18 protein-coding genes and 1 rRNA gene are annotated in these 23,343 nt (G+C 70.0%); 3 read left to right on the top strand and 16 right to left on the bottom strand.

Features of this window, described 5'->3' with window-relative positions:
- Positions 1–235 precede the first annotated feature (235 nt).
- From IEY33_RS17535 to IEY33_RS17565, 7 genes are all read right to left on the bottom strand, one after another.
- Positions 236–1,729 (bottom strand): FGGY-family carbohydrate kinase, encoded by a 1,494-nt coding sequence (locus tag IEY33_RS17535; protein WP_188964593.1) that lies wholly within the window; start codon positions 1,727–1,729, stop codon positions 236–238.
- A complete protein-coding gene (locus tag IEY33_RS17540) occupies positions 1,719–2,786 on the bottom strand; it encodes an NAD(P)-dependent alcohol dehydrogenase (RefSeq protein ID WP_188964594.1) in 1,068 nt (355 codons plus the stop codon). Before IEY33_RS17540 ends, IEY33_RS17535 begins: the two co-directional genes overlap by 11 nt.
- On the bottom strand, positions 2,780–3,526 hold the full coding sequence (locus tag IEY33_RS17545; protein WP_188964595.1) for an SDR family NAD(P)-dependent oxidoreductase: 747 nt from the start codon (positions 3,524–3,526) through the stop codon (positions 2,780–2,782). The genes IEY33_RS17540 and IEY33_RS17545 overlap by 7 nt, the downstream gene beginning before the upstream one ends.
- Before the next feature lie 91 nt (positions 3,527–3,617).
- Positions 3,618–4,658 (bottom strand): zinc-dependent alcohol dehydrogenase family protein, encoded by a 1,041-nt coding sequence (locus tag IEY33_RS17550; RefSeq protein WP_229671129.1) that lies wholly within the window; start codon positions 4,656–4,658, stop codon positions 3,618–3,620.
- Positions 4,655–5,515: a carbohydrate ABC transporter permease gene (locus tag IEY33_RS17555; RefSeq protein WP_188964596.1), complete on the bottom strand. Its 861-nt coding sequence runs from the start codon at positions 5,513–5,515 to the stop codon at positions 4,655–4,657. The genes IEY33_RS17550 and IEY33_RS17555 overlap by 4 nt, the downstream gene beginning before the upstream one ends.
- Positions 5,512–6,435, bottom strand: coding sequence for a carbohydrate ABC transporter permease (locus IEY33_RS17560; protein WP_188964597.1), 924 nt, complete (start codon positions 6,433–6,435; stop codon positions 5,512–5,514). The genes IEY33_RS17555 and IEY33_RS17560 overlap by 4 nt, the downstream gene beginning before the upstream one ends.
- A gap of 198 nt (positions 6,436–6,633) precedes the next feature.
- A complete protein-coding gene (locus tag IEY33_RS17565; RefSeq protein ID WP_188964598.1) occupies positions 6,634–7,980 on the bottom strand; it encodes an ABC transporter substrate-binding protein in 1,347 nt (448 codons plus the stop codon).
- A 386-nt stretch (positions 7,981–8,366) separates the two neighbouring features.
- Between IEY33_RS17565 and IEY33_RS17570 the strand changes: the two genes are divergently transcribed.
- Positions 8,367–9,395 carry a LacI family DNA-binding transcriptional regulator gene (locus IEY33_RS17570; protein ID WP_188964599.1) on the top strand — a complete coding sequence of 343 codons (1,029 nt, stop codon included), beginning with the start codon at positions 8,367–8,369 and terminating at the stop codon, positions 9,393–9,395.
- A 50-nt stretch (positions 9,396–9,445) separates the two neighbouring features.
- On the opposite strand, the gene IEY33_RS17575 is transcribed toward IEY33_RS17570, so the two are convergent.
- The 4 genes from IEY33_RS17575 to lepA all read right to left on the bottom strand — a co-directional run bounded on the left by IEY33_RS17575 (position 9,446) and on the right by lepA (position 15,333).
- On the bottom strand, positions 9,446–10,561 hold the full coding sequence (locus tag IEY33_RS17575) for a sensor histidine kinase (protein ID WP_188964600.1): 1,116 nt from the start codon (positions 10,559–10,561) through the stop codon (positions 9,446–9,448).
- Positions 10,562–10,692: 131 nt separating this feature from the next.
- The gene (locus IEY33_RS17580) at positions 10,693–11,289 is read right to left on the bottom strand and encodes a putative pterin-binding protein (protein ID WP_188964601.1); all 597 of its coding nucleotides are present in this window, start codon (positions 11,287–11,289) and stop codon (positions 10,693–10,695) included.
- A 33-nt stretch (positions 11,290–11,322) separates the two neighbouring features.
- Positions 11,323–13,377: a molybdopterin oxidoreductase family protein gene (locus tag IEY33_RS17585; protein WP_188964602.1), complete on the bottom strand. Its 2,055-nt coding sequence runs from the start codon at positions 13,375–13,377 to the stop codon at positions 11,323–11,325.
- Positions 13,378–13,527: 150 nt separating this feature from the next.
- A complete protein-coding gene (lepA, locus tag IEY33_RS17590; protein ID WP_188964603.1) occupies positions 13,528–15,333 on the bottom strand; it encodes a translation elongation factor 4 in 1,806 nt (601 codons plus the stop codon).
- A 196-nt stretch (positions 15,334–15,529) separates the two neighbouring features.
- On the opposite strand from lepA, the gene IEY33_RS17595 reads away from it, so the two are divergent.
- Entirely contained in the window at positions 15,530–16,486 is a 957-nt protein-coding gene (locus IEY33_RS17595) for a dienelactone hydrolase family protein (RefSeq protein ID WP_188964604.1), read from the top strand.
- Positions 16,487–16,580: 94 nt separating this feature from the next.
- Here IEY33_RS17595 and IEY33_RS17600 read toward each other — a convergent pair whose 3' ends face one another.
- From IEY33_RS17600 to IEY33_RS17620, 5 genes are all read right to left on the bottom strand, one after another.
- Entirely contained in the window at positions 16,581–17,354 is a 774-nt protein-coding gene (locus tag IEY33_RS17600; protein ID WP_188964605.1) for an N-formylglutamate amidohydrolase, read from the bottom strand.
- A gap of 64 nt (positions 17,355–17,418) precedes the next feature.
- A complete protein-coding gene (locus IEY33_RS17605; protein ID WP_188964606.1) occupies positions 17,419–17,634 on the bottom strand; it encodes a hypothetical protein in 216 nt (71 codons plus the stop codon).
- Positions 17,635–17,785: 151 nt separating this feature from the next.
- Positions 17,786–18,499 (bottom strand): NUDIX hydrolase, encoded by a 714-nt coding sequence (locus IEY33_RS17610; protein WP_188964607.1) that lies wholly within the window; start codon positions 18,497–18,499, stop codon positions 17,786–17,788.
- A 22-nt stretch (positions 18,500–18,521) separates the two neighbouring features.
- Entirely contained in the window at positions 18,522–19,871 is a 1,350-nt protein-coding gene (gene dnaB / locus IEY33_RS17615) for a replicative DNA helicase (protein ID WP_188964608.1), read from the bottom strand.
- Between the two features lie 250 nt (positions 19,872–20,121).
- Positions 20,122–22,740, bottom strand: coding sequence for a DEAD/DEAH box helicase (locus tag IEY33_RS17620; RefSeq protein WP_188964609.1), 2,619 nt, complete (start codon positions 22,738–22,740; stop codon positions 20,122–20,124).
- 515 nt (positions 22,741–23,255) lie between these two features.
- Here IEY33_RS17620 and IEY33_RS17625 point away from each other — a divergent pair.
- Positions 23,256–23,343: ribosomal RNA gene (locus IEY33_RS17625) — 16S ribosomal RNA — on the top strand; the annotation flags it as partial.

Consider the following 23,343-nt stretch of genomic DNA (forward strand, 5'->3'; position numbering starts at 1 on the left):
TGTTGAGGAGATGGAAGCGGGCAAGCGTCCTCTCCTGCGGAGCTGTCCCAGTCATGGGCGCTGTGTTGCCCAAGAAGCGGGCAGGCGTCCTGTAGGGCGTCCGTTCTGCCCAAGAAGGGATGTCGGTGCTGTTCCCGGCATCCCTGGAATCGGATCAACACCGTATGACCCGGCACGGATAGGGAAGCGTGCGCCGTCCCGCCGGGTGGGGGAGGGCGCACGCCTGTGCCGGGGATCAGTGCTGGCGGGCGGCGAGCCGATGGACGGTGTCCCGCGTGGCGGTGTACAGCTGCAGGTAGTCGCGGTACAGCTCGTCGTACAGCGGGCGGTGCTGTGCGTCCGGGGTGACGGTCCGGCCGGACTTCACCCAGTCCTGCAGGTCTGCGGGCGTCAGGAGGCCCGCCACGCGTCCGGCGAGGAAGGCGTTGCCGTAGCTCGCGCCGATGGTGGTGGCGGGCACCTGTTGCGGCACGCCGCTGATGTCCGTCACGATCTGCAGCCACGTGTCGCTCTGCGCGCCGCCGCCGACCGCGACGACGCGCCGCACGTCCGCGCCGAGCTGCGCGAAGGTGTCCAGCACGTGCCGCACGCCGAACCCCACCCCTTCGAGCGCGGCGCGGAACAGGTCGGGCCGCGTGTGCGACAGCGTGAGGCCCGCGATCACGCCGCGCGCCTGCGGGTCGTAGATGGGGGTGCGTTCACCGCTCAGGTACGGCAGCATCAGCAGGCCGCGCGCGCCGGGCGGCACGTCTCTGGCCTGCGTGAACAGCGTGTCGTACGTCTGTCCGTCCGTGAGCGTGTCGCGGAACCACTGCGTGAGGCTGCCGGTGGTGCTCATGCCGCCCGCGAGGTTCACCTGCCCGGCGAACGCGCCGCCCACCGTCCAGAGCGTCCGGGCGGGCGTGGGCGCGTCCTGCACGAGGATGAAGAAGGTGGTGCTGCCGTACATGATCATCAGGTCGCCGGGCCGGGCGACGTTCACGCTGACGGCCTCGCTGAGCGCGTCGACGGCGCCCGCACCGACGGGCGTGCCGGGCTTCAGGCCGGTCAGGGCGGCCGCTTCCGGCGTGACGTGCCCGGCCCGTTCGTCACTCCACGCGGTGCGGGGCAGCAGCCGGACGGGGCCGACGTGCGCCTCGTAGCGCGCGTCCCAGTCGCCGGTGGCGGGATCGTACAGCGGCATGTAGTGGCTCGCCTCGTGGCGGTTCATGACGTGCTGTCCCGTCAGGCGGTACACGAGGTAACTGCTGGCGGTGGTGAGGGTGCGGGTGCGTGCCCACACGTCCGGTTCCTGCTCGCGCAGCCAGCGGATTTTCGGGCCGACCGCCTGACTGCTGAGCGTCATGCCGCTGAACGCGAGCAGGTCCTCGGGCGGAATCTCGCGTTCCAGGGCCGTGATCTGCCGGGTGGCGCGCGTATCCAGGCCGTACAGGATGCCGGGCCGCAGGGGGCGGCCATCCGCGTCCAGCGGCAGCAGGCACGGGCCGATGGCGCTCACGGCGACGCCCGCCACGCGTTCGGCCGCGCCCTGCAGCAGTTCCCTGCAGAGCGTCACCACGTCCGCCCACCACACCGTGTCCGCGTCCTGCTCGTACTGGCCGGGGTGCGGGTTGCTGACGCCGTGCGGGACGACGTGCGTGCGGACCACCTCGCCCGTCAGGGTGGTCAGGACGCCCTTGCTGCTGGCCGTGCCGACGTCCAGGCCGAGCAGCAGGGCGTCACCCGACATCGATCATGACCTTCATGCTGCTGCGCTTGCCGCTGTCCGCGAAGTCCAGCGCGGCCTGCGCGTCCGCGAAGGCGTACCGGTGCGTGACGAGCGCGTCGAGGTCCACCGCGCCCGACGCGACGAGCGCGATGGCGGCCGGGTAGCAGTTCGCGTAGCGGAACAGGCCCCGGATGTCCGTCTCGCGGCTCGCGGCGCTCACGAGGTCCACGCTCACCTCCGGGACGGGCGGCAGGCCCACCAGGACCGTCACGCCACCCGGATGGGGCGCTTCCAGGCTCATGCGGCAGGTGGGAACGCTGCCCGCCGTCTCGAAGGCCACGTCCACGCCCGCGTGTGAGAGCGGCAGGCCCGTCAGGGCGGCCGTGATTCGCCGCAGTTCCTGCACGGCGTCCACCCTGCCCGCGTTCAGGGTGTGCGTGGCGCCCACGCGGCGCGCCACGTCCAGCCGGAAGTCCTCCAGGTCGATGGCGACGATGGTGGTGGCGCCCGCCGCGCGCGCCGCCTGGATGGTGGTGCATCCGATCGGCCCGGCGCCGATCACGGCGACCGTGTCGCCCGGCTTCACCTCGCCGCGCCGCACGGCCCACACGCCCACCGCGAGCGGTTCGAGCAGCGCGGCCGCGTCGTCCGACACGCTGCCTGGTACCGGGAACACGTAGTCTTCGGGCCACACCACGTACTCGCTGAGCGCGCCGTCCACCGGCGGCGTCGCCATGAAGTGCATGTCCGGGCAGAGGTTGTACTGCCCGGAACGGCAGTACAGGCAGCGGCGGCACGGCACGCCCGGCTCCAGCGCCACGCGGTCGCCGGGGGCCACGCGCGTCACGCCCGCCCCGACGGCGTCCACCACGCCGCTCACCTCGTGCCCCAGCACGAGCGGGGCCTCCACCACGAACTTCCCGATCCGGCCGTGCGTGTAGTAGTGCACGTCGCTGCCGCACACGCCCACCCGCCGCACCCGCACCCGCACCTCCAGCGGGCCGGGGTCCGGCACGGCACGCTCCTCCCAGTGCATCTCGCGCACGCGGTCCAGTACGGCCGTGCGGCTGCTCACCATGCCGTGTACCCGCCGTCCACCACCAGCGTGTGGCCCGTCACGAAACTCGCGGCGCGCGACGCGAGGTACACCACGGCGGGCGCGATCTCCGCCGGTTCCGCCAGGCGACCCATCGGGGTTTCCTTCAGCCACGTCTCGCGCCACTCGGGCGTCTCCAGGCCGCGCTTGGTGAGGGGCGTGGCCGTGTAGCCGGGCGCGACGGCGTTCACGCGCACGCCCCGCCCCGCCCACTCGCCCGCGAGGCTGCGCGTCAGGTGGATCACGGCGGCCTTGCTGGCGTTGTACGCCGCCTGCGGCTGCGGGTGGTTGCTGATCAGGCCGCTCATGCTGGCCGTGCTGACGATGCTGCCCGTCCCGGCGTCCAGCATCTTCCGACCGAACTCGCGGCAGCACCAGAACACCCCGTCGAGGTTCACGCCCGTCACGGCGCGCCAGTCCTCGTCGGGCGTGTCCTCGGCGGGCGTGTTGCGCACGATCCCGGCATTGTTCACGAGGATGCTGACGCCGTCCAGGCGCGCGGCCAGGTCACGGACCGCGCCGGGGTCCGTGACGTTCAGCCGCTCGAACCGCCCGCCGAGCGCGCTGGCCGCCGTCTCGCCCACCTCGGGGTTCATGTCCGCGATGACGACGTTCGCGCCCGCCTCGCGCAGCCCGCGCGCGATCTCGTACCCGATGCCCTGCGCGGCGCCCGTCACGAGGGCCGTCTGTCCGTCCAGCCGGAACAGGTCAAGAATGGTCATGCTTGCGTCTCCTTCGGGAGGGCCGCCGGACGGCGCGTCCGGCCCCTCCGGGGTGAATGCGGATGGGGGCGTGCAGCGGGCCGTGCCTGCCTCACAGACCCGGCACGATCAGGACCTTCTGCGCGCCCTGGAAGCCGGGGTTGGCTTTCATGTCGAGCGCGTCCGGCACGCCCGAGAGCGGCAGGCGGTGCGTGATGAGCGGCTCGACGCGCACGCGGCCCGCGCGCAGCCAGTCGAGGGCGAGCGGCACGGTCGCGTTCAGCGCGAAGGACCCGAGGACCGTCAGGTCCCGCTGGAACAGGTCGTAGGGGCGCAGCTGCACGTGCGCGTCCTCCGGAGCCACGCCGAACACCAGCACCTGCCCGCCCACGGCCGTCAGGGCGGGCAGGCCCTGAACCACGGCGGGCACGCCGGTCGCTTCGGCCGTCACGTCGAAGCCGTGGGGGTTCGCGTCCAGCAGTTCGCTGCGCAGGTCCGCGTGCGGCGTGAAGGTGCGGGACGCGCCGAGTTCCCGCGCGAGCCGCAGGCGGTCCTCGACCGGGTCCACCACCGTGACGCCCGCGCAGCCGCTCGCGAGGAGGCCCTGCATGAGCAGCAGCCCGATCGCGCCCGCCCCGAACACCACGGCGCTCGCGCCGATCTCGGGCCGCAGGCGCCGCATGCCCCACGCGACGCAGCCGAGCGGTTCCGCGAACGCCGCCTGGTCCGGCGTGAGCCCGGAGGCCGGGTACACGCTCACGGCAGGCGCCACCACGTACTCCGCGAAGCCGCCCGGCAGGTTCACGCCGAGCGCCGTGTGGTGCTCGCAGTGCTGGAACTGCCCGCGCTGGCAGTAGTGGCACTGCCCGCACCACAGGTTCGGGTCGAGCGCCACGAGGTCCCCCTCGCGCAGGTTCAGCACGCCGGGACCGACCTCGTCCACGAAGCCGCTGATCTCGTGCCCGGCCGTCAGCGGGAACCGCGCGCCGAAATGCCCGTCCAGCAGGTGCAGGTCCGTGCCGCACACGCCCGTCGCGTGCACCCGGATGCGCACCTCGCCCGGCCCGGCGTGCGGTTCCGGCAGCTCCCGCAATTCCACCTGCCGGGGCGCGGTGATGACGGCGGCCCGCATGGTGCGCGCCGGGGCCGTCATTTGACTGCCCCGAAGCTCAGGCCGCGCACCAGCTGACGCTGCGCCACCCACCCGAACAGCATGACCGGGAAGACCGTCAGCACGGCCGCCGCGCTCATCTGCGCCCAGAACAGCCCCTCGGAGGTCTTGAATGACCCGATGAACACGCTGAGCGGCGCGGCGTTCGCGGACGTGAGGTTCAGCGCGAAGAACACCTCGTTCCACGCGAAGATGATCGCCAGGAGCGCCGTGGCACTGATGCCCGGCAGGCTGAGCGGCAACGCGATCCCGAAGAACTCCTGCGCGACCGTCGCGCCGTCCACCTTCGCGGCCTCGTAGATCGCGAAGGGAATCTCGGTCATGTAGCTGTGCATCATCCACACCACCAGCGGCAGGTTCATGGTGGTGTACATGATCACCAGGCCCGGCAGGGTGTCGAGCAGGTGCAGGTTCCGGAAGATCAGGAACAGCGGCACGATCACGCCCACCGCAGGCATGAACTTCGTGCTGAGCATCCACGTCAGCACGCTCCGCGACCGCCGTGTGGGGTACACGGCCAGCGCGAACGCGGCAGGCAGGCCCAGCACGAACGCGAGCAGCGTGCTGCCGAGCGCCGCGACCAGCGAGTGCGCCAGCGCCGGGAAGTACGTGACGAGCGCCGTCCGGAAGTTGTCCAGGATGGGCGTGAACGTGAACACCGGCGGCGTCGCGAAGGCCTGCGCCTCCGTCTTGAAGGCCGCGAGCAGCATCCACAGGATCGGGAAGAAGAACACGAACGCGAGCAGGTACGTCAGGACGGTCAGCAGACCGCCCTGCAGCCTGCGGCCCGCGCGGCCCGGCGTGCCGGACGAGGAGGTGGGGGAGGGGAGAGCCGTCATGCGTGACCTCCGGTGCTGACGTTGCGGCTGATGAGGCGCAGCATGAAGACCGCGAGGACGTTCGTGAGCACCACCGCGATCACGCCCGCCGCGCTCGCCACGCCGATGTTGTACTCCGCGAACGCCTTCTGGTAGATGAAGTACGGCAGGTTCGTGGTGGCCACGCCCGGCCCGCCGGACGTGCTGGCGTAGATCTCGCCGTACACCTGCAGCACACTGATGGTTTCGAGCAGCACGACCACTTCCAGTGCCTGCGTCCAGTGCGGCAGCACGATGTGCCGGAACTCCTGCCAGGGGTTCGCGCCGTCCAGCCGCGCCGCCTCGATCTGGTCGTCCGGCAGGCTCTGCAGGCCCGTCAGCAGGATCAGCATCGCGAAGGGCGTCCACTCCCAGCTGACCATCGCGATGATGCTCCCCATCGGGTGCTGCGCCAGCCAGTCGACCGGCACGCCGCCCAGCTGCGTGACGAGCCAGCTGAGGAACCCGAACACCGGGTTGAGCAGCATGTTCTTCCACACGACGGCCGTCACGACCGGCATCACCAGGAAGGAACTGATGAGCACCGTCCGCACGAGTGCCCGCCCGAAGAACGGCCGGTTGAGCAGCATGGCGAGCGCGCCGCCCAGCACCAGCGTGATGACGAGCGTGCCGAGCGTCAGCGTCAGGGTGTTCAGGATCACCCGGAAGTTCTGCGGGTCGCTGAGCAGCCCGACGTAGTTGTCGAGGCCCACGAAGGGATGGTCGCCCGGAATGGTGAGGTTGTAGTTCAGGAAGCTGTAGTACACGGTCACGAAGAACGGCACCTGCGTCGTCAGGATCAGGTACAGCAGGGCGGGCCAGATCAGGGCCGCCGGCGTGACCCGGAATCCGCCCTGGCGGGGCGGACTGCTGGCAGTCATCGTCTGGGCTTGAGCGGTCATGGAGTCTCCTTCGGTGGGGCCGGGGGAACTGGCCGGGCGGGAACGGAACGCCGTCAGCTGCCGGCCGTGAGCGGACGCTCAGAGCGGGTGAGCTGACGGCGGGCGAACGCGGACGGACGGGGGGGAGTGCGGACGGACCTTCAGTTCAGCGGGACGTGCGGGCGCGGCAGGGCCTGCCCGGACGCCCGCACGCCTGGGTCACTTCTGGTACTTGCCGTCCTTGGCGACCTTCTGCGCGGCGGCCTGCGCCTGCGTGAGCGCCTGATCGACGGTCGTCTGTCCGCTCAGCGCGCCCGCCAGGTACTGCCCGACCTGCGTGCCGAGCGCCTGGAATTCGGGAATGGCGACGTACTGGATGCCGGTGTACGGCACGGGGTCCTTGGTGGCCTTGGTGACGTCGGCCTTGTTGATGCTGCTCAGCACCAGGCTGCTGAAGGCGCCGGCGGCCTTCTTGTAGCTGGGGTTGCTGTACGTGCTGGTGCGGGTGCCGGGGGGCACGCTGGCCCACGTGCCCTTGGTCTTGGCGACCAGGGCGATGTACTCCTGGCTGGTCGCCCACGTGATGAACTTGAAGGCGGCGTCCTCCTGCTTGGTGCTCTTGGGAATGGCGAGGTTCCAGCTCCAGTACCAGTTGCTGCCGCGCGGCGTGCCGGGACCGACCGGGGCGTTCGCGAAGCCGACGCTGTTCACGATCTTGCTGCTGGCGGGGTCGCTGAGCAGGCCTGCGGCGACGGTGGCGTCCACCCACATGCCGCACTTGCCCTGGCTCATGAGCGTCAGGTTCTCGGTGAAGCCGTTGCTGGTCGCGCCGGGGGGGCCGTACTTCTTGAGGGTGTCGACGTAGAAGTTCATGGCGGACTTCCAGGCGGGGCTGTTCAGCTGCGCCTGCCAGGACGGGTCGTACCAGCGGCCGCCGAAGGTGTTGACCATGGTGCTGAAGAGCGCCATGTTCTCACCCCAGCCGGGCAGGCCGCGCAGGCAGATGCCGTACACACCGCCGGACGGGTCGTGGATCTTGGCGGCGAAGCCCTGAATCTGCGTCCAGGTGGGGTTGGCGGGCATGGTGAGGCCCGCCTTCTTGAAGAGGTCCTTGTTGTAGTACGTCATGCTGCTCTCGGCATAGAACGGCACGGCGTACAGGTTCCCGCCGACCGTCAGGGCGTTGCGGACGCCGGGCAGGATGTCGTTCACCTTGTAGCTGCTGGCGATGGCGGCGTTCTTGGAGAACATCGGGGTGAGGGGGTCGAGCCAGCCGTTCTTGGCCCAGATCGGCACTTCGTACGCGCCGACGGTCGCCACGTCGAAGCTGCCCGCGCCGCTCGCGACGTCCAGCGTGACCTTCTGCCGCAGTTCGTTTTCGGGCAGCGTCACCCATTTGACGGTGATGTCCGGGTACTTCTTGTTGAACTCCGGGGTGAGTTTCTGCATGGTGACCATGTCGGGGTTGTTGACGGTCGCGATGGTGATGGTGGCCGCCTGGGCGTTGCCGAGTTGGGCGACCTGGGCGAGACCGAGGGCGGCGGTGAGCAGGGCGAATCGTTTCATGGGTCCTCCTGGGACGAAGGGGCCGCGTGGCGGCGCGAATCGGCGGGTCGGGGGGCGGCGGCACGGGAACGCGCACCCTGCTGACAGCGCAGCAGGTGAGCAGCACAGCACTGTTGGTGCTCTGCATTAGGTAATGGACACGTGTCCATTAGTGAACCACACCAGCCCTCCCGTGTCTAGTCCCTCCCACAGCTTCCGATTGAATCCCGCGGTGTGTGCGGGTTCAATCCGAGTGGAACGAGAAGGAACCCCACGCGTTCCGGGAGATGGACGGACAGGCGGTGCAGTCCCGACGGTCCGGGAATTGAACGGAAGGTGTATCACACGCCAGGCAGGGCAGACCCCACCCCCGGAACCCCACCCCGCAGCGCGCTACACTGCCACCCGTGACGAGCATCACCGATGTGGCCCGACTGGCAGGCGTCTCCGCCACCACCGCCAAACGCGCCCTCAAGGAACCGGACAAACTCCACCCGGACACGCTCCGCCGCGTCCAGGACGCCATCCAGTCCCTGCACTACGAACCCGACCTGCGCGCCGGCGCCCTCCGCGGCGGCCAGAGCCGCACCGTCGGCCTCGTCATCGGCTCGATCCTCGAACCCTTCTTCGCGCAGCTCGCCCGTACCCTCGCAAGGGAACTCCGCCGCGGCGGCTACAACCTCCTCATCAGCGAGAACGAGTACCAGTCCGAAACCGAACTCGAAGAACTCAGACTCCTGTACGGCCAGCGCATCGAAGCGCTCATCCTCAGGCCCGGCTACGGCGACCACAGCCGCGAGTACCTCGAACGCCTCCACTCGCGCGGCGTCACCATCCTCCAGATCGACTACGCCCCGCCCGGCAGTCCCTACAGCAGCGTCCAGCTCGACAACGCCGCCGCCACCCGCGAGGGCGTCCGCTACCTCGCCGGACTCGGCCATACCCGCATCGCCATCACCGGCCAGTACGACCCCCTCCTGCACCCCGAACAGCGCTCCCAGACCTTCCCGCACGCCATGCAGGAAGCGGGCCTCACCGTCCGCCCCGAGTACCAGCGCGTCATGTTCCTCACCGAGGACAACGCCTACCGTTACACCCTCGACGTCATGCGCCTCCCCGAACCGCCCACCGCGCTCTTCGCCCTCACCGGCTCCAGCGCCGCCGGCGTGTACCGCGCCCTGCGCGAACTCGGGCTGCGCGTCCCGCACGACGTGTCGCTCCTCAGCTTCGACAACTACTCCTGGACGGGCCTCGTGGACCCGCCCATCGACGTGCTCGAACAGCCGGTCGAGGACATGGCCCGCGCCGCTGCCCGCACCGTCCTCGACGCGCTCGCCGGACACGCCACCCAGCCCGTCCGGCAGCTGTTCCCCGCCCGCCTCGTCGTGCGCGGCAGCTGCGCCCCACCCCGCGACCGCACCCGCCCCACCCCCTGAACCAGACTTCGGCCAGAGGATCCTGCCAGACCGCCCGCACGGCCCCCGGATCAGCGCTGCAGCCGCAGCACCGCCAGCGTCCCCCCGCCCGGCGCGCCCAGCAGCTCCAGCTGCGCCCCGTGCGCGTCCGCCAGCCGCCGCGCGACCGTCAACCCCAGACCCTCACCCGGACGACCCTGCCCACGCCCCCGCTCACGCGGACGGAACAGCCGCTCCACCTCCCCCGGATCGATCCCCTCCCCCTCGTCCTGCACCTGCACCTCCACCCACCCGTCACCCGGCACGCACCGCAACGTGACCGGCCCGGACGAGTACCGCAGCGCGTTCTCGTGCAGGTTCTCGATCACCTGCCGCAACCGGCGCGGGTCCGCGCTCACCTGCACCTCCTCCGCCGGCACCTCCACGTGCGTCCTCGGCCCCGCGAACGACAACAGCAGCGCCCCCACGCACACCGCCTCCCACTCCAGCTCCACCTTCGAGTACATCGCGTCCAGCCGCTGCAGGTCCGCCCGACTCGCCACCTGCAGCGCGTTCTCCTCCACCACCCGCAGCAACCTCAGGCGCTCCTCCGCCGACGCCTCCGGCAGCAGATCCGCCGCGATCAGCAGCGCCTGCAACGGCCGCCGCAACTCGTGCGACGCGAGCGACAGCAGCTCCTGCTGCCCGTCGAACGCCGACTTCTGCTGCCGCCACAACCGCAACGCCCGCAAAATCAGCACCGCACTCAGCACCCCGCTCAGCAGGGCCGCAAAGAGCAGCACAGCCCTCAGCCGGACGAGTTGAGCGGCGTGCGCTGCCTGAATGACGTGAATCCAGTCGTGCGACTGCGTGTTCAGGTACGCCGCCTCGTTGAGTGTCGCGCGGAGGAACTGATGCCGCCTGCTGGCGTCCGCCGCATTCAGCGCCTGCCGAAACAGTCGGAGGACGGTCGCCAGGCGCGCGTCTCCTTCCGCCTCCACTTCCCGCAGGTCCGGGAACTCTGCTGCGTTCTCCAGGCTGGAGAGGGCCTGATCCCCCAGGCGCTGCAGTTTGGCGGGCGGCGTTGCGGAGTCCAGATCGGCGAGCGTGTACGCCACGATCTTGTTGATGAGGCCCTGGTACGAGAAACCCGTCCATGAGACGTTCGGGTCGGTCAGCACACGCAGGATCGGCGTAAACCCACTCATGAGCAGCAGGACAGTCAGCACGAGAGGGATGAAGGCAATCAGCGGGTCTGGCGGATTCCGCCACTTTGAAACCGATTCACGTACGACCTCTCCGGCCCGAAGACGCGTTCCGGGTCCGGCGGCTCGACCGCTCATGGCGCGGTTTTCATGGACCTCGAAAACCAGACCCATTGCGCGTAAATCTGTTTGAGTTCAGGATGGTCACCGTTCGGCAGTACCACCATCAGTGGCCCCTTGTGCGCCGTGCTGATCTCGTGCCCGTCCTCCTCGTATGCCAGCATCGTCGGGTACGGCATGTACATGCCTTTCGGTACCGTGGAGGCGAAGTCGTCGTCCGCGATTATCCTCAGGTCCTGGCCGTTCAGTCCGGCGCGGTCCGCGAGGTCGCGCAGGGGCACGCCGGTGTACTCGAAGGTGCGCTTCAGCTGCGGCTGGGTGGCGGTGTAGCGTACGGCGGGCATGGCGCGCAGCTGCGCCATCGTGAAGCGCTGGGTGCCGCTGGGGCCGGTGATCTCGAAGGCGGTCTCTTCACCCGTGGCGGGGGGGGGCGCCGTGAGCTGGCCGTGCAGGTACTGGAATTCGGGGGTGGCCGGCGTCTGTCCTTTCCACCAGAGGGCGCCACCGATGGCGCTGGCGGCCACGGCAGCGGCGATCAGCAGCGGCAGGGGTCGGGAGCGGCGGGTGGTGGGGCCATGGTTGTCGGGGAACACGCCAGAGTTTAGCGTCACGTGAAGGTTGCATCAATGAGAATGTGCGTTCCTTTACGCGGGACTCAGCCGGACGCGGGTGTTGTGGAAGGTGCTGCCGCCGCCCAGGTCGGTGAGCGTCTGGGCGGTGAGGGCGTTGATGCTCGTGCCGTCCGGGGCGGACAGGCCCCACCACGTGCCTTCCACCACCACCACGCCCGGCTGGACGTCTTCCGTGACGCGCACGCGGCGCTGCACCTCGCCCTGTTCGCTGCGGATGCGTGCGAGCTGCGCGTCCTGCACGCCTGCCGCCCGCGCGTCGTGCGGGTGCACCATGACGTGCGGTTCGTTCCCCTCGGCGCGCGTGAGGTGGGGGACGTTGCCGTACGTGCTGTTCATGAAGTGGTGCGCGGGCGGCGTGAGGAGCCGCAGCGGGTACTGCGGCGTGAGCTGGGCCTGCACGGGGCGGTGTTCGGGGACGGGCGTGAACATCACGCGGCCGGACGGTGTGCCCGCCCCGTCCCGGTACGGCAGGAATCCCGCCTGCGTGCCTTCCGCATGCAGGCCAGGGAGGTTCAGGGGTACGCTGCCCTCGGCGCGCAGGCGGTCCGGCGTGACGCCCTGCAGGTACGGGTGTGGCGTGTCCAGCAGGGCCGCGAGCAGGTCGTCCATGCTCCAGTACAGTTCCGGCGTCTGCAGGCCCAGTCGCCGCCCGAGTTCCGCGAACACCCAGGAGTTCGGCCGCGCCTCACCCGGCGCGGGCAGCGTGGCGGGGTTGTACCCGAGCGAGTGGTGCCCGTAACTGGTGTACACGTCGGCGTGCTCCACGAAGGTCGTGGCGGGCAGCACGTAGTCCGCGAGGCGGGCCGTTTCGGTCATGGCCTGCTCCAGCACCACCATCATCAGGTCGTCGCGCCGCATGCCGGCCTGCACGCGGGCGCTGTCGGGCGCGACGACGGCGGGGTTGGTGTTGTACACGAACAGCGCGTGGATGCCCGCGTCCGGCGCGAGGGCGCCCGCGAGTTCGTTCATGTTGACGTGCCGCGCGTCCGGGGTCACGAGGTGGGCCGCGCCGAGCCGTTCTCGGTTCAGGGCGAAGGCACCGGACGTGCTGAGCGTGCAGCCGCCGCCGCGCCGCCGCCAGTCGCCCGTCACGGCGGGCAGCAGGGTCACGGCGCGCAGGGCCGTCCCGCCGTTCTCGTGGCGCGTCATGCCGTACCCCACCCGGATGTACGTGGGGCCGTGCTCACCCATCGCGCTGGCCAGTTCGGCGATCTCGTGCACGCTCAGGCCGGTCAGTTCGGCCGTGCGTTCCAGCGTGTAGGGCTCGGCCGCCTCGCGGAACTCGGCGAAGCCCTCGGTCGCTTCCGCGATGTACGTCTCGTCGTGCCAGCCGTGCGTCACGATCTCGCGGGCGAGCCCCAGGGCGAGGGCGGCGTCCGTGCCGGGCTTCAGTTTCAGGTGCGTGTCCGCGAAGCGCGAGGTGCGGTTGCGGTACGGGTCGACGTGCCAGATGCGCGCGCCGTTCCGGCGGGCCTGCGTCAGCCACGGCGTGAGGTGACTGTTGGTGCTGAGGCTGTTGATGCCCCACAGCACGATCGTCCGCGCGTGCGGCACGTCGCCGGGGTCCACGCCGTACCGCGCGCCGTACCCGAGGCTCCACGCGGCCGTCCCGGCAGTCGCGCAGATCGTCTCGTCCAGCTCGCAGGCACCCAGCGCGCGGAAGAAGCTGTGCACGTGCGTCCCTTCGCGCAGGCCCATCGTCCCGGCGTAGTTGTACCGCAGGACCGCGCTCGGCCCGTGGTTCGCCAGGACGCCTTTCAGGCGCTCGGCGATCTCGTCCAGTGCCGTGTCCCAGCTGACGCGCACCAGCGTCCCGTCCGCGCCCTTGCCGCCCACGCGCTTGAGGGGGTACAGCGGCCGTTCCGGGTGGTTCTGGCGGGCCGGATAGTGCACGGTTTTCGCGCACGCGAAGCCTCGGGTGGTGGCGTGGTCCGGGTCGCCCGTCACTTTGCTCATGCGTTCCGTGCCGTCCTCGGCGCGCTGCAGGGTGATCTTCAGGCGGCAGGCGTCCGGGCAGTCGAGCGGGCAGGTGAGGGTCACGTCGCGGGTGGAGGGCAGCGCGGTCATGCGGTCAGTGTAGGGTGCCGCGCCGCACGCCGGGCCAACCGTGCCACAAACACCAGCCGCGCCACGAACGCCAGCCGCGCACCCGATGGACGCGCCCCGCGCCGGAAGGACCGGAACGGGGCGGGGGAGGGGAGGCCGGACGGCCCGGCGTCAGTCCTCGGTGCTGAGGACCGCCAGGAACGCTTCCTGCGGCACTTCGACCGTGCCGATCTGCTTCATGCGCGCCTTGCCTTTCTTCTGCTTGTTCAGCAGTTTCTTCTTGCGGCTGATGTCGCCGCCGTAGCACTTGGCGAGCACGTCCTTGCGGTACGCCTTGACGGTGGCGCGCGCGATGATCTTCCCGCCGATCGCGGCCTGCACCGGCACCGCCCACATCTGACGCGGGATGACTTCCGACATCTTGTCCACGATCTTGCGGCCCAGGCTGTACGCCTTGTCCTCGTGCACCACCACGGCCAGCGCGTCCACGATCTCGTTGTTCACGTAGATGTCGACCTTGCGCAGGTCGCCCTCGCGGTAGTCGATGATCTCGTAGTCCATGCTGGCGTACCCGCGCGAGATGCTCTTGAGGCGGTCGTGGAAGTCGTACAGGATTTCCGCGAACGGCACCTGATAGATCAGTTCCACGCGCTTGCCGACGTAGTTCATGGTGACCATGCTGCCCCGGCGTTCCTGCAGCAGCTGCATCACGGCCCCGACGTGCTCCTCGGGCAGCATGACGCTCATCTTGATGTACGGTTCCTCGACCTTCTCCATGCGGTCGCGGGTGGGGAACTGCGCGGGGTTCTGCGTCTCGATGATCTCGCCGTCCGTCATGGTGAGGCGGTAGATGACGGCGGGCGCCGTGGCGATCAGGTCGAGGTCGAACTCGCGCTCCAGGCGTTCCTGCACGATCTCGGCGTGCAGCAGGCCCAGGAAGCCGCAGCGGAAGCCGAAGCCGAGCGCTTCGGACGTTTCCGGCTCGAAACTGAAGGCCGCGTCGTTCAGCTTCAGGCGTTCGAGCGCCTCGCGCAGCTTGCGGTAATCCTCGGTGTCGGTGGGGTACAGGCCCGAGAACACGACCGGCTGCGCGGGTTTGAAGCCGGGGAACGGTTCGGTGGTCGGGAAGTCCGTGCGGGTGATGGTGTCGCCCACCTGCGCGTCCTGAATGTCGCGGATCCCGGCCGCGATCCAGCCGACCTCGCCCGCCTCGAGGCTCTGGCCGACGATCAGGCCGGGCGAGAAGGTGCCGAGGCGGTCCACCTCGAAGTTCTTGCCGTTCGAGAAGAGGTTGATGCGGTCCTTGGGGCTGACCTTGCCTTCCAGCACGCGCACGAACAGCAGCACGCCCTGGTACGCGTCGTACACGCTGTCGAAGATCAGGGCCTTGAGGGGCGCGTCGGCGCTGCCGCTCGGGGCGGGGATGCGCTGCACGATCGCTTCGAGAATCTCGGGGATGCCCGCGCCGGTCTTGCCGGACGCGAAGATGGCGTCCTCGGCGGGAATGCCGACCACTTCCTCCATCTCCTGCGCGGCCCCTTCCGGGTCGGCGGCGGGCAGGTCGATCTTGTTCACGACCGGGATGATCTCCAGGCCCGAGTCGATGGCGAGGTACGCGTTCACGATGGTCTGCGCCTCGACGCCCTGCGAGGCGTCCACGAGCAGCAGCACGCCCTCGCAGGCGGCCAGGGAGCGGCTCACCTCGTACCCGAAGTCCACGTGGCCGGGCGTGTCGATCAGGTTGAAGATGTATTCCTCACCTGCGCCCTCGCCGACCGATTCGGGCCGCGTGTACTTCAGGCGCACCGGGGTGCTCTTGATGGTGATGCCGCGTTCCCGTTCGAGTTCCAGCGTGTCGAGCGTCTGGTCGCGCTTGTCACGTTCGCCCATCGCCCCCAGACTTTCCAGGATGCGGTCGGCAAGGGTGCTCTTGCCGTGGTCGACGTGCGCGATGATGGAAAAATTCCTGAACTTCACGCCCTGCAGTCTAACGGTCGGGGCGGGCACAGAATAGGAGCGTGTGCGGCCCGGTGGGGGTGAGGCACTTCGTGGCCTGCGCCGCACTGTGAGACGGTCCCGGTCTTCACATTGACTGTCCTCTCACGCGCCCTATACCTGCGCTGTGGGGCGGTCCGGCAGGCTGTGGGCACACCACCACGCCTGGGAGGGCCACATGAGCGAATACCAGCAGGATCTCTTCCGTTACGTCGCCGAGGAGTTCGCCGAGGACTACGAGCAGGGTGAACTGCCGCGCCGGGAGTTCCTGCGCCGCAGCGTGCTGCTGGGCGGCTCCGTGCCGGGCGCGCGCCTGCTGCTCGCGACGCTGGGCGTCACGGGCGTCAGCGCCGCCGAACTTGCCGCCGCGCAGACGGCCGCGCCGCAGAACGAGGCCGCGACGAACAGTTACCACGTCGATCCGGCCGACACGGCCCTCGACGCGGGCCCCGTCACGTACGAGGCGCTCGGCCGCACGAACTACGCGTACCTCGCGCGGCCGAAAGGCATCGCGAGCGCGCCCGTCGTGATGATCATCCACGAGAACAAGGGCCTGCAGCCGCACATCGAGGACGTCGCGCGCCGCATGGCGAAGGCCGGGTACATCGCGCTCGCGCCGGACTTCGTGTCGATCGATCCCGGCAGTCGGGACGGCGGCAGCCGCAAGTACACCGACATCGCGCAGATCTCCGCGATCATCGCGAAGCTCGCGCCGACCGACTCGGCCGCGCACGGCGTGGAGGCCGCGAAGTTCCTGAAGGCGCAGCCGGGCGCGCAGGCGGAGCATTTCGGGATGGTGGGCTTCTGCTGGGGCGGCGGGATGACGTGGACGCTCAGTACCCTCCTGCCGGACCTCAAGGCCGCCGTGCCCTTCTACGGCCCGTCGCCGTCCTTCACGGACATCCCGAAGATCAGGGCGGCCGTGCTCGGCATCTACGGCGGGCTGGACGCCCGCATCACCGGCAACGCGCCCGCCACGGACCAGGCCCTCACGGCGGCCGGTGTGCGGCACGAGTTCAAGGTGTACGACGGCGCGAACCACGCCTTCCACAACGACACGGGCGCCAATTACAACCGCGTGGCCGCCGAGAACGCCTGGGCCAGCACCCTGATCTGGCTGCGCGCCAACCTGTAACCGCCAGTCCCGGTCGCCGGAAACCCCTCCCGAATTTGAAGTGCCCCGGTGGGTGGGAACACTCCCGCCCGCCGGGGCGCTCTGCCGTGGGTCGTCAGTCCAGCAGATCGAGGGTCTGCGCCGCGAAGGTCCGCAGGCAGGCGTTCAGATCCCGGATGCGTTCCGCTCGCGGTTCGCCCTGCGGGGTGAGGTACAGGCCCGCGTTGATCTCCAGCCCGAAGGCGGGCAGGTCCGGGCGGCCGTAGCGGGCGCTGAGGTCGTCGGTGGTCCACGGGTCGCCCACGGCGACGCGCGTCACCTCGGCGTCCTGCAGGACGGGCGCGAAGCTGCGTTCGGCCAGGTCGCGCAGCGGGCCGTGCAGCGCGGCGGGGAAGGTGGGGTGTTCGCCCTCGCCGAGCATCAGCGTGAGGGCGGGGCGCGGCTGGCCGTGGTCCGGGCCGAGCGGCGGGCCGTACATGCTCATGCTGTGCCCGACGAGCAGCAGGCGCGTGCCGGGCAGTTCGGCGCGGACCTGCGCGTCGAAGCTGTCCCAGTAGCGGCGCAGGCGCGTGTCCGTGTCGGGCTGCGTGCCGTGCGGGTAGAGGGGCGTGCGGTCGAAGCCGGTGCGTTTCACGACGCCGTTGTCGCTGTCGTCGCCGCGTTCGCGGTTGAGGTCCACCACGAAACGGCTCCACGGGGCGTTGAGGGTCCTGGCTTCCGGCAGCAGGAACAGCAGGTCGGTGTACGGGTCGCCGTCCAGGAAGATGCGGCGCTGCGCGGCCTCGCGTCTGCGCGTGTCGAAGATGTCGTCGCCGATCATCTGGTGCAGGACGGGTGCGGGCAGCTGGCCGGAGCTGTGGGGCGTCAGGAGGAGCAGCGGCAGGGTCATGCGTCACTGTACCGGCTGCGGCGGGGCGGGGAAGGTGGCCCCTCCGGGTGGGTGGTCTTGCCCTTCAGCTGGCCTGCTGGGGTTGCAGGGCGGCGAGTGGGGGGCTGCCGGCGCGGTGGCCTTTCTGGCAGGCGTGGCACCAGTAGGCCTGGTCGCCGTCGCGGGTGTCGTACAGGTCGAGGGGGCGGTGGCAGTCGGGGCAGACGTGCATCAGGCCGCGTCCGCTGGCCGGGTACGGCTCCGGCGCCTCCCTCGCTCCCTTGCGTATCTTGCGGGTCATATTCTGACACTAGCAGATCGGAGGCGCGGTGGCATGTGAGCCGCCCCATCATCCCGCCCCCGCCGCGCAGACGGGCCCACCCGCCCCCGTGGGAGCGAACGGACCCGCGTGATCCGGCCGAGTGCTCCTCGGCTGGACGTTCTTCGGCGCGTTATTCGGCGACGGCGGTTTCCCGCTCCGTGCCCTTCTCGCCGTCCTTCTCGCCCACCCGGCGCCGCTGGCGCAGCATGGCAGGCTCCTTGTCCAGATCGAACACGAAATGCCTCGGCTTGCGCTCGCGCAGCCACGTCTCCAGCGCCACCAGCCGGGGCCGGAAGCGCAGGAACTCCCGCAGCTGCCGCAGCGGAATGAACTTCGCCTCCTGCACCTCCCGGTCCGGGTCGCGCGGGCCGATCACGCCGCCCGTCTCGCGCCCGAGGTAGAAGAACTGGATGTGGTGCCCCCACGTCTTCGCCTGGAACTCCACCACGAACGCCAGTTCGCGCACCTCGACGTGCAGGCCCGTCTCCTCGTACGTCTCGCGGATCGCGCCCTGCTGCACGAGCTCGCCCGCGTCCAGCCCGCCTTTCGGGAGGCTCCAGCGGCCCTTCTCGCGCACCATCAGGATCTCGTCGCCGCGCAGCACGATGCAGCCCACCCCGATGCGCGGCTCGGCCGGCGGCTTCTTCGGCGCGCGTTTCGGGCCGGGCTGACGCCCGCGCCGTCCCGCCTGCCCGGTACTCTGTCCCCCGTTCGGCACGGGAGCGGGCACGGCGGGCACCGGGGCCGCTGGTGCCTGCTGCGGGCTGCGTGGGGTGCTGCTGCGGCGACGGCGACGGCGACGTCCGGCGCCCGCCGCCTGCGGTTGTTTCTGTTCCTCGCTCATACGCCCCCCCTGCTGATGCCGCTCATACGCCTTCCGGGGCCAGATCGTTGAACCGGACGTGTGAACTGTGGAACTGCAACTTCACCGTGCCGACGGGACCGTTGCGCTGCTTGCCGATGATGATCTCCGCGATGCCCTGCTGGTCCGTCTCCTTGTTGTAGTACTCGTCGCGGTAGATGAACATCACGATGTCCGCGTCCTGCTCGATGGCGCCCGACTCGCGCAGGTCCGACAGCATCGGCCGGTGGTTGGGCCGCTGCTCAACCGCGCGGGACAGCTGCGACAGCACGATGATCGGGACCTCCATCTCGCGCGCGATGCCTTTGAGGCTGCGCGAGATCAGGCTGATCTCCTGCTGGCGGTTCTCGTTGCCGCCGCTGCCGCTCTTGCTGCCGCTCATCAGCTGCAGGTAGTCGATGACCACCAGGCCGAGCTGGCCGTGCTGCGCGGAGATGCGCCGCAGTTTGCTGCGCAGCGCGTTCACGGTCAGGTCTGGCTCGTCGTCGATCACCATCGGCGCTTCGGCGAGGCGGCCCGCGGCGTGCGCGAGGCGCTCGAAGTCCCGTTCGCCCAGCTGGCCGCTGCGGATGCGGTTCATGTCGACGCGGCCCTCGCTGCACAGCATGCGCAGCGCGAGCTGCACGGCGGGCATTTCGAGGCTGAACACCGCGACGACCTTCTCGCCGCGCAGCGCGACGTTCTGCGCGATGGACAGCGCGAAGGCCGTCTTGCCCATGCTGGGGCGGGCCGCGAGGACGTTCAGGCTGCCCTTCTGCAGGCCGGAGATCTGCTCGTCGAGGTCGCGGAAGCCGCTCGCCACGCCGTCCGGGATGCCCTTGTTGCTGTGCAGCAGCGTGATGTACTCGAAGGTGTCGTGCACCACGTCACCCATCGCCTGGGTGGCCTCGCTGCTCTTCTTCTGCTCGGCCACCTCGAAGATGAGCTTCTCGCTGCGGTCGAGCAGGTCTTCGAGCGGCAGCTGCGCCTCGTACGCGAGCTGCATCACGCGGCCCGACGCCTGGATCAGGGTGCGGAGCGTGTGCTTCTCCTGCACGATCCGGGCGTAGTGCTCGGCGTACGCGGCGGTCGGCACCTGTTCGGACAGGCCGATCAGGTAGCTCAGGCCGCCCACCTCGTCGAGCTGGTTCAGGCGGCGCAGCTCGTCGCTGAGCGTGACGAGGTCGACCGGCTCGCCGCGTTCCTGCAGGCCGCGCATGCAGCTGAAGATCTTGCGGTGGCCCTCGCGGTAGAACATCTCGGACACCACGCTGTCACCCAGCTGGATCAGGGCGTCGTTGTCGAGCAGGACGCTGCCGAGCACCGAGATCTCGGCGTCGTTGTTGTGTGGGGGAATGCGGGGGGTACTTTCCATGTCGGCGGCGTGGCCTCCTCACGCCTCCACACGGACCCGCCCGGTCCGGGCGCGGCGACAGGCCACGCTGGACGACGGCAGGTCCGGCGGAGGGGAACGATTTGGGGAACCGTGCCCCCTGCCCGGCAGGGCCGTGGGGGCGGGTCCCGGTGGGCCGGGTACGCAACCTGCTGGCTGCCCCCGGCCTGACCTGTGGGCATGATAGCAGGGGGGAGGGACCGCCTCGCCGCGCCCGGCCGTGCGGGCGGCGTCAGGTGGGCTGCGTGCGCTCCTGCAGCACGCGCAGGCCCGCGACCTTCACGAGCAGCTTCTTCTGGCCCGCGCCCCGGAAGTACACCAGGGCGGTGCGCGCGTCGCCGCTGCCGCTGCCGCCCACCCAGTGCCCCTCCCCGAAGCTCGGGTGGTGCAGCCGCATCGGTCCGAGGCTGCTCACGGCCCGCTGGATCTCGCGGCTCGGGATGCCCAGCCGCGCGCTCACTTCCGGCAGGGACAGGCCGTACAGGTCCAGCCACTCGCGCGCCTGCAGCGGCCAGTCGCTGTCCGGGACGGGCGGCGGGGGCGGCGCGTCCGGCGTGTCTTCTCCTGGGGCGGGCGTGAGGCCCAGCAGGTCCTGCAGGTACTGGCGGGTGGCAGCCTTGCTGGTCGGTCGCCGCTCGCCGCTCGGGTAGAAGGGCGACGCGCAGCGGCTCACGGACGTGCACGCGTAACAGCCGTCCTGACAGCAGGTCTTCTGGCACAGGTCCAGCGCGCGGCGCAGCAGTTCGTCCATCTGCTCGTACGCGCGGCGCGTGACGCCCAGCCCGCCCTTCCAGTCGTCGTACAGGAAGAAGTACGTGGGTTTCCCGTCCCGGAACGCGCCCGCCAGGTCGTTCCCGTCGCAGGCGACGCGTTCGGGGATGAGTTTCTGCAGCAGGTGCTTCAGGGTGTGCGCGACGGCGTCCGGCATGCTGCTGGCGCGCGCGTCCACGCCGACCTCCAGTGCGCGCGTGTGCAGCGGCTCCAGTTCGGTCGGCGTGTCGAACAGGTGCTCGGACAGCTTGTGGTCCTGCATGCGGTCCTGAATGCGGCCCCCGCAGGCGCGGCACTGCCGTTCGTGCAGGGTCGGTTCGCGGTCGCAGCCGGTGCACACGCGTTCGAACACCGTCTTCAGCAGCGTGTACCCGGTGTAGCGGCGCTGTACCGTGACCTCGCCGTGCCGGAACACGAGCGGTCCGCGGTGCTGCCACTCGCCCATCTGCTGCGTCTGGATGCTCGCGCCGTACAGGCCGCGCGTGGTGACGCCCGACGCCTGCGTCTTCTCGACCAGGATCGCGGTCCCGTCCCGGTGCGGCACCCAGCGCGTCACGCGGTACCCCTGTCCTTCCTGCTCGAACATGGCGTCCACGTGCTTCTCGGTGAGCGCGTAGTGCTGCGCGGGGCTTTCCAGCGGCGCGTGGAAGCTCGCTGCGCCGTACTTCTGCCACGCGTCTTCCTCCACCACGTGGTATTTGGCGCTGCCCTCGCCGCGCAGGTTCCAGTGGCGGGGCGAGGCGTGCCCCGGCCCTTCCAGGCCTGCCACCATCCGTTCGAAGGCCGCGCGTTCGGCGTGCCGTGGGGCCAGGAAGGGGTTCGCGGCTTCCACCACGGCCCGTTCGGTCGGGCCGGTCAGCAGTTCCCGGAAGTTCCCGGCGTTGCTGTAAAAGGCGTCCACCGGGTGCGGCAGGCCCCGGTCGTCGAGGGCAGGCAGGTACAGCACCAGGCCGGGCGACACGCGGCCCGCGCGGCCCGCCATCTGCCGGAACGCCATGCGCGTGCCGGGATACCCGTCCAGGATCACGACCTCCAGGTCCCCGATGTCCACGCCGGCCTCCAGGGCGTTCGTGGCGAACATCACGCCGCTGCCCGCCCGCCGGAACTCGTTCAGGCGGCCCTCGCGGTCGCTGGTGCCGGACATGTACAGGTGCGCGTGCCCGGCGTACTGCGCGCTCGCCCGGTACGTGCCGTACAGCCGCGCGGCCCGCGACCGCCCCCGGAAGAACGCGAGGACCTTCAGGTCGCGGCGCACGCTGGCCTGCATCACGCCGTCCCAGAAGCGGCGCGGCTGCCCGCCGTGGTCGGCCAGCACGTAGCGTTTCCCGTGCCGTCCCGCGCCGGACTCGCTGACCTCCTGCACGTCCACGCCCGCCAGTTCCCGAGCGAACTGCGCCGGGTTGCCGATGGTGGCGGTGCTCAGCAGCACCTGCGGGGCGGGCCGTCCGTCCCGGGCGAGCAGCGCGGCGCTCAGGTCCAGCAGGCGGCGCAGCATGCCCGCCACCTCGCTGCCGAACCCGCCCCGGTACGTGTGCGCCTCGTCCAGCACCACCACCGACAGGCGACTCAGGAAGCGCTGCACGCCCGGCTGCGTCAGGGCCCAGTGCAGCTTGTCGGGCGTGGCCGTCACCATGCGCACGCCGGGCCGGAACACGTCGCCCGCCTGCGCGTTCCCGTGAAATTCCCCGATCTCCCAGTCGAAGCCGCCCGCGTCCCGGAACGCGCCGAGCTTCGCGCGCTGGTCCTGCCCGAGCGCCACGAGCGGGTACAGGAACAGTGCCGTCGCCTCCGGGTCCTGCTCCAGCCGTTCGAAGACCGCCGGGAAGAACGCGCCGGTCTTGCCGCTCGCGGTGGGCGTGGTCACGATCACGTGCTCGCCCGACCGCATGCGCCGGTACGTTTCCGCCTGGTGGCTGTACACCTGCGGGAACCCGAAACCGCGCCGCACCGCGTCCGACCAGCCGAGAGACGCGGCCTGCACCAGTTGCGGCTCGCCCGGCTCCTCCTCGTGCAGCGTGGCGGCCCCCCCGCCCAGCACGTCCCGCAGGAAGGCGTCCAGGTGGGCGGCGGACTTGGGCATCACGGGAAGTGTAGAGCGGGGCCGCGCCGCGCACGGCTCAGCACGTCACACTGCGCCGCTCATGCCGCCGGGGCGGGGGAGAGGTGGTGGGCAGAGCAGGGCGGCAGCTTGACTGAAACGACGTTCTGGAGGCGATTTTCCTGCCCTCGGCATTCTGCCCTTCTCTTGCCTCAATGCTCCATTCAGGAGGGGTGCTTGACAGTTGGCGGGGTGTCCTGTATCTTTTCTGAGCCTCCGAGCGAGGCAGGCCAGCGAAAGCGCCGAGAGGCGAAGTCAACGGCGGGTTGAATGACAGTCGAGGATGTGTGAGAGCAGGACACTCCGACAGGGGTGAGCAGCGGGTCACTCCCCCGAGTGATCTCCAGATTGCTGAACAGATCCGGTCTTAGCCACCGGGTCGAACACTGGTCCTCACGGACCACGGTCCCACCGGGACCACGAACTCTTCGGAGTTCAACACCATGCAAGGCATGGACAAACCTATCAATACCGGTCTTCTGACTGTGTTGAACCATTTTATGGAGAGTTTGATCCTGGCTCAGGGTGAACGCTGGCGGCGTGCTTAAGACATGCAAGTCGAACGAGAGAGCTTGCTCTCTAGTG

The sequence above is a fragment of the Deinococcus aquiradiocola genome, from assembly GCF_014646915.1.
GTDB lineage: Bacteria > Deinococcota > Deinococci > Deinococcales > Deinococcaceae > Deinococcus > Deinococcus aquiradiocola.